Source organism: Bacillus sp. DNRA2 (assembly GCF_012843265.1).
In the GTDB taxonomy this organism is placed as follows: domain Bacteria; phylum Bacillota; class Bacilli; order Bacillales; family Cytobacillaceae; genus Bacillus_BU.
This window is the reverse complement of the sequence record NZ_JABAIT010000047.1, coordinates 1-12,281: the sequence shown is the minus strand read 5'-3', so window position 1 is coordinate 12,281 and position 12,281 is coordinate 1. Positions and strand designations below refer to the sequence as shown.

The window sequence follows — 12,281 nt, the reverse complement described above, 5'->3', positions numbered from 1 at the left end:
TTTTTATTGAAAAAATAACCAAAGCCGGTAAAATTTTACTCATCGTAAAATTTTACCGGCTTTTTCATTTAAGAGGTGGGTTTTGTCCCAGCCTCTTTTTTTGTTATAAAAAATCGTGGCACTTAACGTTGATCCCTAATGAGCGGTTTCATCCATAATAATACGATAAAGGCTAAGCTTAAATATCCAAATAACGGATATAAATATGATAGTAATTCCCCATAATCGACAAGACTGACAAAGTAGCAGCTTAGAAAAATACCACTAATAATGACAAGACTAGGTAAAGTAACATAATTTTGAAGCTGGCGCTCGAGTCCAAAGACATTGCCAATTACTGAGGTAAATATTTCTCCATAAATCACCATTACATATATCCAATAAAAAACCGCAGCAATATTTTTAACAATCACTGCCATTGGCACCTCAAAGCTCTCAAACTGTGGCAGCATAATGAGTGAAAAATGACCGCAAATGAGAATGCTTGTTAAAGCTATGCCACCAATAATGCCCCCCCACTTTAGCGTTAAATCATCATTAATTTCATTTGCCACTGGCACTAACACCGCCTGTGCCAAAAACAAATTAAAAGCAGCATATGAGAACGGCGACACTACAGCCTTCCATCCATCAGCTTGAAACGGAATCATCATCAGTTGCTCAGAAAAGCCGGGAAGCGCTACTGATTTAACCATTAAAATAAAACTGAAGCTAATCATCATTGGTACAACGACCACATTAACGACAAATAAACCTTTCATTCCGATGACAAGAACAAGGAGGGATAAAATAATCGTCACTACTACTCCTAGTATTTTTGGCAGCTGCAATTGCTCTTGAAACACTGCTCCTGCTCCAGATAACATGACTGCACAAACACCTAGGAGCATTAGCAAAGTTAACATGTTAATAACCCGTCCAAAAATCCTGCCAAATAAATATTCATTAAATTCCTGATAGGAATGTGCACCAACAGTTGCTGCCATCCTCAGTAATTTAGAACCCAAATAAATTAGCAAAGAGCCACTAATCCCAATTCCAATTAAACCGATGAAGCCAAACCTTGTAAAAAATTCAACAATTTCTCGTCCTGTGGCAAATCCAGCCCCGACCACAGTTCCGACATATACAGCTGCTATTTGAAAGGATGCACTCCATTTTGGTTTCAAGTCATTCTCCTCCTCCTTATCCATATATATGAGGAAGAGGACAAACACAGACGAGTTCTATTTAAATTTTTGGCTGTGTTAAAGCTTAGTGTTGTTTTTTCTCAAGTTGCTTGGAGCGAAGTGCCTGCAGTGGAAATCAACATTCATGTTTAACACAGCCAAATTTTTCAAACAAAATACTTGAAAGTCAAAAATGGTCAAAGTATAATAAAGACACGAAAGGTCAAAGTTAGTCAAAGTCAAACAATTATTTAGGAGGTCTTGCGAAATGCTTTGCAACAAATGTCAAACGAACGAGGCAAACATTCAGATGAACATTAACATTAATGGTCAGAAAAAGCATTTCCTCTTATGCGAGGAATGCTACAAGAAAGAACGCGAAAAAATTAGCCACTTCAACAGCTTTGGGATGAAAGGGTTTAACCACTTCCCCGTAGATGACATATTTAGGGATTTTTCTGAAAAGCCATTGGGGCAAAATGAACAGTCCAGCATGAACCAACAACCGTACACTGTGGATACTACTTCCCATGGCGGAGGATTTATTGATCAATATGGTCGAAATTTAACCCAATTTGCGAAGGCAGGCTTAATTGATCCTGTAATCGGCCGAGATGAAGAAGTTTCTCGGGTAATGGAGATTTTAAACCGACGAAACAAGAATAACCCAGTCCTTATCGGGGAACCAGGTGTCGGGAAAACTGCGATTGCTGAAGGATTAGCCTTAAAAATTGCTGAAGCAAAGGTACCATCGAAACTATTAGGTAAGGAAGTATTCCTGCTCGATGTTGCTTCCCTCGTATCCAATACTGGAATTCGAGGCCAATTTGAAGAGAGAATGAAAAAGCTCATTGCAGAATTACAGCAAAGAAAAAACATTATCTTGTTCATAGACGAAATACACCTACTCGTTGGAGCTGGATCCGCAGAGGGCTCAATGGATGCTGGCAACATCTTAAAGCCTGCATTAGCCCGAGGTGAATTACAGGTCGTTGGTGCAACAACTTTACAGGAATATCGTAAAATCGAAAAGGATCCTGCGCTTGAACGACGTTTCCAACCAGTATTAGTTGCGGAACCATCGCTAGAAAAGACAGTTGAAATTTTACAAGGGATTAAATCCAAATACGAGCAATTTCATAAAGTAACTTATCAAGATGAAGCAATTCAAGCGTGTGTAACTTTATCACATCGCTATATACAAGATCGCTTCCTTCCTGATAAAGCAATCGATTTATTGGATGAAGCAGGTTCCATTTTAAACTTAAATAGTAATAATACTCCAGATACTGAGCAAATTGAAAAACGCTTAAATGAAATTAACAATGAAAAGGAAATTGCCCTAAAAAAAGAAAATTACGAGCTAGCCGCGAAGCTTCGTGATGAGGAAGCTGTTTTGGAACAAAAGCTTTCACAAACTGAAAATACAGAGATTAGTCAACCAGTTGTCGATGTCGGGCTCATTCAATCCATAATTGAAAAGAAAACTGGCATTCCAGTAGGAAAACTCCAGTCTGCCGATCAAAATAAAATGCAGCAGCTCGAAGAAAATCTCGCCAAAAAAGTGATTGGTCAGACAGAAGCAGTGAAGAAGGTTGCCAAGGCGATTCGCCGCAGCCGCGCTGGTTTAAAATCGAAACATCGCCCAATTGGCTCCTTCCTTTTCGTCGGTCCAACAGGTGTCGGTAAAACAGAATTAACGAAGACGCTCGCCGAAGAGTTGTTCGGCTCAAAAGAAGCCATGATTCGTCTTGATATGAGCGAATATATGGAAAAGCACAGCGTTTCTAAAATTATCGGTTCACCTCCTGGCTATGTCGGTCACGAGGAAGCTGGACAGTTAACAGAAAAAGTTCGTCGCAATCCATATTCAATTATATTATTAGACGAAATTGAAAAAGCGCATCCTGATGTCCAGCACATGTTCCTGCAAATTCTTGAGGATGGACGACTAACCGATAGCGGGGGTCGGACCGTCAGCTTTAAGGATTCGGTCATTATCATGACAAGTAATGCTGGGACTGGATATAAACCAATTGAGGTTGGATTTGGAAAGAGCTCAGCTGTGAAGGAATCTAATATTCTTGACTCACTTGGGTCCTTCTTTAAACCAGAATTCTTGAACCGATTTGATAGCATCATTGAATTCAAATCATTGAATCAAGAGCAGCTCCTTGAGATTATTGATTTAATGCTGGCTGAGTTACAGGAAATGCTCAAAGAGCAAAACATGGATTTATCAGTAACATTTGCTGCAAAACAAAAAATGGTTGAGCTAGGTTACCACCCTGCTTTTGGTGCCCGTCCTCTCCGCAGGGTCATTCAAGAGCATTTAGAGGATAAAATGACTGATTTAATTTTGGATGAACAAAGCGCAACTCATCTCATTGCAGACGTTGAAAATGATGAAATTGTAGTAAAAAACAAATAACATAAAAGCTCACCAGGAGACATTTTTACTCCTGGTGAGCTTTTTTTATAGTTTATCGTCTGCAATTGATTCGAGCCACTGGTCGATTTCATCAATCAAAGATTTGACGCAGCCTGCTTCAAATGGTGAAACTAAACCCGCTTCCGCTACCAACTCTGTAAACGATTTGCTGCCACCAAGCTTGCAGAGCTTTAAATAATCAGCCCAAGCAGTTTTCCAATCATGTCTAGACTGTTTCCAAAATTGGAAAGCACATATCTGTGCTAGTGTATAGTCAATATAATAGAATGGTGAATTATAAATATGGGCCTGCTTTTGCCAAAAACCACCATTTTCTAAATATGGTAGGCCATCGTAGTCCTTGTGCGGTAGGTATTTCTTCTCAATCTCCCGCCATGCTCGCTTACGCTCTGTTGGCGTGGCCGTATAATTTTCGTATACCCAATGTTGAAACTCATCAACGGCAACTCCATATGGAAGGAACAGCAAAGCTCCACTTAAATGTGCAAATTGATATTTCTCTGTATCCTCCTTAAAAAATTCCTTCATCCAAGGCCATGTGAAGAATTCCATACTCATCGAATGAATCTCACAGGCTTCATACGTTGGCCAATAATATTCCGGTATCTCAAAGTGGCGACTCAAATAAACCTGAAATGCATGGCCTGCTTCATGGGTTAACACATCGATATCCCCTGATGTTCCATTAAAATTAGAAAATATAAACGGCGCTTGATAATTTTCAATAAAAGTACAATATCCTCCGGAAGCCTTGCCTGACTTAGAAACTAAATCCATTAAATGATTCTCGGTCATATATTTGAAGAATTCTCCAGTTTCCGGAGATAACTCATCATACATTTTTTGACCACCTTGAATGATCCATTCCGGGGTCCCTTTCGGTGTCGCATTTCCAGTATGGAAAATGATTGACTCATCATAATACTTTAGTTTATTTACGCCAATACGTTTGCTTTGTCTTTCTCTTAGTTTTGTAGCCACTGGTACGATGTAGTCAAGAACTTGCTCTCGAAATGTTGCCACCATTTCAGCGTCATAATCTGTTCGTGTCATCCGCGCGTATCCAAGCTGAACAAAGTTAGCATAACCAAGTGCCTTAGCAATCTCAGTTCTTACTTTTACCAATTGATCATAGATTTCATCAAGCTGTGTTTCTTTTTCGGCAAAAAAACCGAAGCGTGCTTTATTGGCTTGGATTCGCATTTGACGGTCTGGTGATTGCGCAAACGGCTCTAGCTGTGGAAGTGTCCGTTCTTTACCTTCAAATAGAATTTTTGCCGATGCAATCAATTTTGTGTAATCCGATGAAAGCTTGTTTTCCTGTTGAAGAAGTGGGATCACTTCAGGAGAAAAGGTTTTCAGCTGTGCTTCAGCAAGCGCGAACAGCTGCTTTCCCCATTTTTGTTCTAGCTCTTTTCGAAATTTGGAGGTTGAGAGAAGCTGATAGTAATGTGTGACCAACTCCTCGACTTCAGGATCAATTTCATCCAGATAATCCTGTTCGTTTTTATAAAAATCATCATTCGTATTAATGGAATGACGTATATAGCATAAATTAAACATCGTACTAATATCATCACGGATTTGATTGATTTTACTCATTGCCTCAATTTGCGCCTCTGCCGTTGTTGCCGTCTGGAACCGATTCAATTCCTGTTCGAAAATTGGTTTAATTTTTTCAAGGTCCGGGCGTGTGTAGATAAAATCCGCAAATTTCATAATCTTACCTCCTCATTGTAAAATCGTATGTAAAGCACTCAATTTTATCACCAAAAAAGAAAAAGCAGTCTTAAGTGACCGCTGTGTTAGTATTTTCCGACAGATAATCCTAATTTCTTCAGTAATTCTATCGCTGTATTTTTTTCTTCATTACTTAGTACAGACATAATCTCATTTATTCTTTGCTCATGCTCTGGAAAAATGCTTTCAATAAATCGCTTACCCTCTTCACTAATTTGGGCATATGTCACACGTCGATCATTCGGACAGGCAACCCGTTTCAATAAACCTTTCTGCTCAAGCTTATCTACTACATACGTAATACTACCGCTCGCCAGGAGAATTTTTCCGCCAATTTGCTGAAGCGGCTGCTCACCTTTATGATATAAAAGCTCTAACACGGCAAATTCCGTTGGATTTAGGCCATTGGCAGCAATAAATTTATTAACCTGTTCATTTATAGCTTTATATGAACGTGAGAGCACAATAAATAATTTTAATGATTGATTAATTTGATCAGAACTCATCATCGCTTCATTCCTTTATGATGAAAATAAAAAATCTTGAATTCAAAATAATTATAGTAAACTGGGACATTCATGTCAAATTGGACCAGGCCGAACCAAAAATTCAAGCAAATCCATTCTAATTATCGAAAAAATTTTGTAAGATACAAATATTATCATATATTTTTCCTGGGAAGAGGCGAAACACATTGAGTCAAGCTGCAGTCAAGATTGGTTCAACCGGAAATCAACAGCAAGCCACAACTTATAAAATTTTAATCATTCTCGGACTATGTCATTTATTAAATGATACCCTTCAGTCCGTCGTGCCTGCAATGTTTCCAATTTTAGAAAAGTCGATGGGTTTATCCTATACACAGCTGGGCATGATCGCGTTCTCGCTAAATATTGTCGCTTCGCTGTTACAGCCTGTCATTGGCATGTATTCCGACAAAAAACCAAAGCCGTACACACTACCTTTGGCATTAACTTTTACATTAGTTGGAGTTACAGGGTTAACCTTAGCAACAAACCTTGAATTCATTATGATTTCAGTCGCCTGCATGGGGATTGGTTCCGCGATGTTCCATCCTGAAGGCTCCAAGGTAGCATTTTGGGCGTCGGGACCTCGTCGTGGCTTAGGACAATCAATTTATCAGGTGGGTGGAAATACTGGTCAATCATTAGCACCACTCATTACCGCTGCTGTGCTTGTACCACTAGGACAACGGGGGGCAGGCTGGTTTATTCTCGTTGCTGCTCTTGCCGTTGGATTATTATATTATATTTCCAGATGGTACAGCGCGAAGCTTTTAGCTGAAAAACTAAACGATAATCAGAAAAAAGGCAGTGTGAAACCACTGAACCAGCCTTATCCTAAAATTGCTTGGGTGGGCTTAGGCTTAGTTTTATTCTTAATTTTCGCCAGATCCTGGTATGTTTCGGGCATGACTAACTACTATGCTTTTTTCGCAATTGATCATTACGGCTTATCGATAAGGGCCTCTCAAACGTATACTTTTGTCTTTTTATTAGCTGGAGCTGTAGGAACTTTCTTTGGAGGACCATTAGCTGACCGATTCGGCAAAAAGAATGTCATTTTTGCGTCGTTAATCGGTTCTGCACCATTCACGCTCCTTCTCCCGTTCGTCAATAGCGGATTTGCCATTTTCTTTTTGGCTATTTCTGGGTTCATTCTCATGACAAGTTTTTCGGTGACAGTGGTGTATGCACAGGAGCTTTTCCCTGGTAAAATTGGTACAATGGCCGGGTTAACGGTTGGCTTGGCATTTGGTATGGGTGCCATTGGCTCTGTAGGACTTGGATTTTTAGCGGATCACATCGGCATCACCAAAACGATGATCATTGTCGGGCTTTTGCCATTACTCGGGATATTCACAAGCTTTCTGCCCACAGATAAAAAGCTTAGGGAGATATATTCGGATAAATAAAAAAAGGATGGGAGCCCATCCTTTTTTGCTTAAATCGCTTTAATTTTCTCTGCAAGCTCTGCTTTTTCTTCGTCCGAAAGCATGTTTTCAGCCATTGGAAATAGCACGTTTTCTTCTTTGGAAAAATGATCAGTTAGCGTGAAATAGGCATTTTTAATTAATTCACTCGCTTCTTTCATCTCATCAACACTTAAGTCATTACGCGCTTCTGACATTTTTTCGAAGAATCGGCCAATCAATAATTTTGCTTGTGTATGCTCGTATTCCATAACGGCTATTGGGCCCACCCCGACGCCTAAGTATTTTTCCATCATTCTAAATAGCACTCGTTCCTCACGTTCAGAATGAGGATCAAGTTCCTCCATAAATGTTCTCACCGCAGGCTCTAATTGACTAAAGTTAGCATTGATATCTTCATTTTTATCTATTTTTGAACATATATTAAATAAGCCATGAAGCTTCTCCAATAAAGGAATATGTTCGCATTTTAATTGGGCAAGTCCCTCGCTTAATGTTACAGGTTCATTCCCCATCATCGAACTAGCACAACCTTGCATCATCAGTTATTTCCCCTTTCCTTTTCTTTGAATCAAGTATAAAAAGAATCTCGGCATGTCGTAGTGATAATCATCACTCCTCTTGTTATCGTTTGAAAAAAGCTCAGCATTTATTTGCTTAAAATTATCCATAAGGCAACTGTGGAAAACTTGATTTTTTTAGCAAGGATTTCCTAACTCTTTCATATAAATAGAGAGATAAATTATGAAGGAGGGAACCCTATGCATTTTAGTAGCTATCGTGAGTTTTATCCCAAATCTTTAATAACGATGGGGAACAAGGACCGAACGTCACTACAAGAAACAAATTCAAGGTTAACCCATTGGCTTGTCTCATTAGAAGGTTATCCAAAAACTAATCAGGAGTCCTATACATGGAAGGTTTCCATTTATCCTGCCGACTCAGAAGGCACCTTTAATTGGAAGACCCCTTTATATCGCTCCCCCCAATACAACTGTTTCGATGATGCTTATGACGCTGCCCTTTTAATAGAGGCATCCTGCCAAGATCCAAGTCAATCGATGATTGATTTTATAGAAAAAGCCAATTAATTGGCACTTTCCTCTCATCATTTCTTCTTTTTTTCCACCTATGTGAAATAATATACATAAGCCTCAATGGATCTATTCCTGTCTAAAAAAAACTAACCTTCATGACTGATTCTCAGCTGTGAAGGTTAGCTTTTTTATCAGATAAGATTAGGCGAGGCGGAAGATAATTCCATGGCCTCCCTTTGGATATTCCCACTTAATATTTTGGTATGGACAGCCAATCCGGCAACTACCGCACTCATGGCACCCTTCATAGCCGACATGCATACGGATGTCCTCCCATTTATAAACCTCCGCCGGACAAAACACTGTACAGTATTTCTCAGGACATTTTGTCGCACAAGTATCATGGTCAAGCACTGTTAAATGCGATTTGGTATCCGCCTTAAACCTCACCAAATATTGCTTTTCTTCAATTGTTTTAGTCGACATTATTTCACCGCCCTCCATGCCCGATAAACATCCTGCAGCACCTTAATTCGACCGCGCCCTTTGGTCATCTCTCGCATAATTTCCTTCTGTTTTTCGCGTTTTGGAGTACCATCTACTGTAAAAAATTTGCTAGCTGCCTGATTCATCATTGGCAAATATTCCCTGAAATATTGTGGATAATTTTCAAAGGTATGAGCAGCATCCTTGTATTTTTCAAGGTCTTTCATAATAAAACTGCGGTTTAATGCCTCTTTATAACTACTTAAGCCAGTTTCACTAAAATCATTCAATTCTTTCGCTTTCACAATGGCTTCAGCAGCCATTTTCCCTGAGGACATCGCCATATTCGAGCCTTCACGATGAATCGCATTGACAAATTGTGCGGCATCACCAACAACAAGCACTCCATTGCCGACCACTCGTGGTACCGAATGGAACCCCCCCTCTGGGATTAAATGGGCCAAATATTCAGCTGATTCCCCGCCGTCAAGATAAGGCTTAACCATTGGGTGATTTTTCAAATAATCAAGTAAGTCATAGGGCTTAAGTTTTGCCTTGATCATACTCGAAAGTGTTGTTCCAACACCGATGTTTAAACTTTCTTTGTTTGTATATAAAAAAGCAGTACCAAGATTTCCTTTCGTTGAATCACCGAAAATTTCAATCGTACAACCTTGGTTCTCTTCAAGATTAAAACGATCATTAATTTTATCCTTCGGAAGGTTAATCACTTCCATTACCGTTAAGGCGACCTCATCAGGTCGAAACTCTTTATGGAAGCCAAGCTGCTTACCTAATAAAGAGTTGACACCATCAGCTAGCACGACAACATCGGCATAAATTTCTCCATTTGGTCGGTCAGTTCTCACCCCAACTACCTTTGCGTTTTCAACAATACATTCGGTCACAACCGTTTCGCATACTAACAATGCACCAGCCTCAACCGCCTTATCAGCAAACCACTGATCGAACTTGGCCCTGAGGACGGTAAAATTGTTATACGGTTCCTCGGCCCATTCAAGCCCTTTATAGCCAAAGGAAAGCACTGATTCCTTATCCATCATCCAAAAGCGCTGTTCAATAATCGGTCGCTCAAGTGGGGCTTCCTTCCAAAACTCGGGAATAATCTCTTCCATTTGTTTTCGATAAAGAACGCCGCCCATTACGTTTTTACTACCAGGATATTCGCCCCGTTCAATTTGTAGCACTTTTAAACCCTGCTTCGCACAAGTATAGGCGCACGAGGTACCTGCAGGTCCAGCTCCGACCACAATCACATCAAATTTCTCAGACATAGCTCATTTCACCGCCTTTTTCAGTGCGAATCTTCTTAAATTGCTCAATTAATTTCGGTAGAATTTCCAGTGCATCACCAACGATTCCGTACGTTGCCACATCAAATACTGGTGCATTCGGATCCTTATTAATTGCAATGATTAATTCTGAGTTCTTCATGCCGACAATATGTTGTATCGCACCGGAAATACCGATTGCAAAGTAAATTTTTGGGGTTACGGTTTCACCTGTTTGACCAACCTGCTGCTCATGCGGGAGCCAGCCTGCCTCAACCACATCACGTGAGCCACCGACTGATGCCCCAATTAATGCCGCGAATTCGTGGATCAATTCAAAATTTTTCACATCCCCAAGACCTTTGCCCCCAGCGACAATGATATCTGCCTCAGCTAAATTCACTTTTTTTGTGACTTCTTTCACAATTTTTAGCACTTTCGTCCTCATTTCGGACTCTTGCACCGAAATGCTCTCCACGATGATTTCACCTTTTCTACTAGAGTCTACATCGAGCGCTTTCATTACTTTTGGACGAACCGTGGCCATTTGCGGCCGATGCTTTTTACAAAGAATCGTCGCCATAATATTTCCACCAAATGCCGGTCGGCTGGCTTCAAGTAATCGTTTGTCAACATCAACATCCAACATCGTTGTATCTGCTGTCAGTCCAGTTGACAAATCGGTTGCAACAGCGCTGGCTAAATCCTTCCCATTTGCCGTGGCACCGTACAAGAAAATTTCTGGTTTATACTTTTCAGCGAGCATAATAACGCCCTTCATATATGATTCTGTCCGATAATCCTTTAAAATCGGGTCATCGATTACGTATACTTGGTCTGCGCCGTAAGTAATGACTTTTTGTGCTAACGGTTTCACGCCAGCTCCTAAGAGTACACCGCTTAATGGAACCGCTAATTTATCAGCAAGCTTTCTGCCCGCACCTAATAGCTCTAGTGAGACACCAGCAATATTTCCGTTATGCTGCTCGATGAAAACCCACACACCTTGATATTCGTTGTTCATGACACATCCCCCACTTTAATTGGCACGATTTTATTTACTTATGAGATTGTGAATATTGGAATAGATGCTTCTGCTCCATTAACAAATCCACTAATTGATTGACTTGCTCATCACTTGTGCCTTCAAGCTTTTTCCCACCTTCAGGTCGTGGCGGCGTAAACATTTTACCCACAATCGTCGGCGATCCTTTTAAGCCAAGCTGGGCTCTATCAACATTGTGAAGGTCAGTTACTGACCAAATCATTGGCTCATATCGTGCTGCTTTAAGCATGTTCGGCATTGGTGCATATTCGATATCATTGATTTCCTTTTCGACAGTAATCAAGCATGGAAATTTCGATTCAATGAGCTCATAACCATCAGTCACTTTACGTTTGACGATAATTTTGTTTTCAGGCTTATTGATTTCAACAATTTCAATAACATTGGTGATAGGCGGGATATCAACTCTTCTCGCTATGCCTGGGCCAACTTGTCCAGTATCACCATCAATTGCATGCTTTCCACAAATAATTAAATCGATTGGGTGTTCCTCAGCAATTCTTTCTATTGCCTTCGATAGAGCATAGCTTGTCGCAAGCGTATCGGCACCAGCAAAGGCCCGGTCAGAAATTAAATAGCCGCGGTCTGCTCCAATTTCAATGCTTTTCTTGATAACAGCCGTCGCCTGAGGCGGGCCCATCGAGAGCACAGAAATTGTTCCTCCGACCTCACGCTTAATTTTTGCTGCTTCCTGCATGGCATGCCCATCATACGGATTTAATATGGCTGGTGCACTGCGGCGATCTAGCGTATTGGTCTTTGGGTTTATCTTAATGATTTTGGTATCCGGAACCTGCTTAACACAGACTAAGACGTGCATATAAGACAAGCCCTCCTTTTGTTTGGAAAATTGAGCGGTTCAAGTTAACTCATTAAAACCGTGTTTATTACGATATATGTATAAAAAGCGGGACATAGTACAGGTTTTGAAAATTTAAAATACCTTCATGACCTTATTCCGCAGCAGGGTAAAGTGTTCATTTCACAGAACAAAATCGCTAACGCGACTTAATACCCACGACCCAAGTGAAGGTTATTCACTTGGGTCTTTTCTCGCCTGGCGCATTGTTCCATTACAAAAAGGA

Annotated in this window: 11 protein-coding genes; 3 read left to right on the top strand and 8 right to left on the bottom strand. The window is 40.3% G+C overall.

Features of this window, described 5'->3' with window-relative positions; all coding sequences use genetic code 11:
- Positions 1–122: 122 nt before the first annotated feature.
- On the bottom strand, positions 123–1,169 hold the full coding sequence (locus tag HHO41_RS21445) for a YkvI family membrane protein (RefSeq protein WP_169102516.1): 1,047 nt from the start codon (positions 1,167–1,169) through the stop codon (positions 123–125).
- Positions 1,170–1,437: 268 nt separating this feature from the next.
- On the opposite strand from HHO41_RS21445, the gene HHO41_RS21440 reads away from it, so the two are divergent.
- Positions 1,438–3,600, top strand: coding sequence for an ATP-dependent Clp protease ATP-binding subunit (locus tag HHO41_RS21440; RefSeq protein ID WP_169102514.1), 2,163 nt, complete (start codon positions 1,438–1,440; stop codon positions 3,598–3,600).
- Between the two features lie 45 nt (positions 3,601–3,645).
- On the opposite strand, the gene HHO41_RS21435 is transcribed toward HHO41_RS21440, so the two are convergent.
- Positions 3,646–5,340, bottom strand: coding sequence for a M3 family oligoendopeptidase (locus HHO41_RS21435; RefSeq protein WP_169102512.1), 1,695 nt, complete (start codon positions 5,338–5,340; stop codon positions 3,646–3,648).
- An 86-nt stretch (positions 5,341–5,426) separates the two neighbouring features.
- Positions 5,427–5,867 (bottom strand): MarR family winged helix-turn-helix transcriptional regulator, encoded by a 441-nt coding sequence (locus HHO41_RS21430; RefSeq protein ID WP_169102520.1) that lies wholly within the window; start codon positions 5,865–5,867, stop codon positions 5,427–5,429.
- A gap of 188 nt (positions 5,868–6,055) precedes the next feature.
- On the opposite strand from HHO41_RS21430, the gene HHO41_RS21425 reads away from it, so the two are divergent.
- Positions 6,056–7,297, top strand: coding sequence for an MFS transporter (locus tag HHO41_RS21425; protein ID WP_169102511.1), 1,242 nt, complete (start codon positions 6,056–6,058; stop codon positions 7,295–7,297).
- 29 nt (positions 7,298–7,326) lie between these two features.
- On the opposite strand, the gene HHO41_RS21420 is transcribed toward HHO41_RS21425, so the two are convergent.
- Entirely contained in the window at positions 7,327–7,857 is a 531-nt protein-coding gene (locus tag HHO41_RS21420; protein ID WP_248278569.1) for a hemerythrin domain-containing protein, read from the bottom strand.
- A gap of 219 nt (positions 7,858–8,076) precedes the next feature.
- Here HHO41_RS21420 and HHO41_RS21415 point away from each other — a divergent pair, with 219 nt between their 5' ends.
- Positions 8,077–8,406: a hypothetical protein gene (locus tag HHO41_RS21415; protein ID WP_169102507.1), complete on the top strand. Its 330-nt coding sequence runs from the start codon at positions 8,077–8,079 to the stop codon at positions 8,404–8,406.
- A gap of 147 nt (positions 8,407–8,553) precedes the next feature.
- On the opposite strand, the gene HHO41_RS21410 is transcribed toward HHO41_RS21415, so the two are convergent.
- Genes HHO41_RS21410 through HHO41_RS21395 form a run of 4 tightly spaced genes read right to left on the bottom strand, consistent with a single transcriptional unit; the run spans position 8,554 to position 12,016 of the window.
- A complete protein-coding gene (locus HHO41_RS21410; protein ID WP_169102505.1) occupies positions 8,554–8,856 on the bottom strand; it encodes a ferredoxin family protein in 303 nt (100 codons plus the stop codon).
- Entirely contained in the window at positions 8,838–10,133 is a 1,296-nt protein-coding gene (locus tag HHO41_RS21405; RefSeq protein WP_169102503.1) for an FAD-dependent oxidoreductase, read from the bottom strand. Before HHO41_RS21405 ends, HHO41_RS21410 begins: the two co-directional genes overlap by 19 nt.
- Positions 10,126–11,154: an electron transfer flavoprotein subunit alpha/FixB family protein gene (locus HHO41_RS21400; RefSeq protein ID WP_169102501.1), complete on the bottom strand. Its 1,029-nt coding sequence runs from the start codon at positions 11,152–11,154 to the stop codon at positions 10,126–10,128. The genes HHO41_RS21405 and HHO41_RS21400 overlap by 8 nt, the downstream gene beginning before the upstream one ends.
- Before the next feature lie 34 nt (positions 11,155–11,188).
- Entirely contained in the window at positions 11,189–12,016 is an 828-nt protein-coding gene (locus HHO41_RS21395) for an electron transfer flavoprotein subunit beta/FixA family protein (protein WP_169102499.1), read from the bottom strand.
- Between the last annotated feature and the right edge of the window lie 265 nt (positions 12,017–12,281).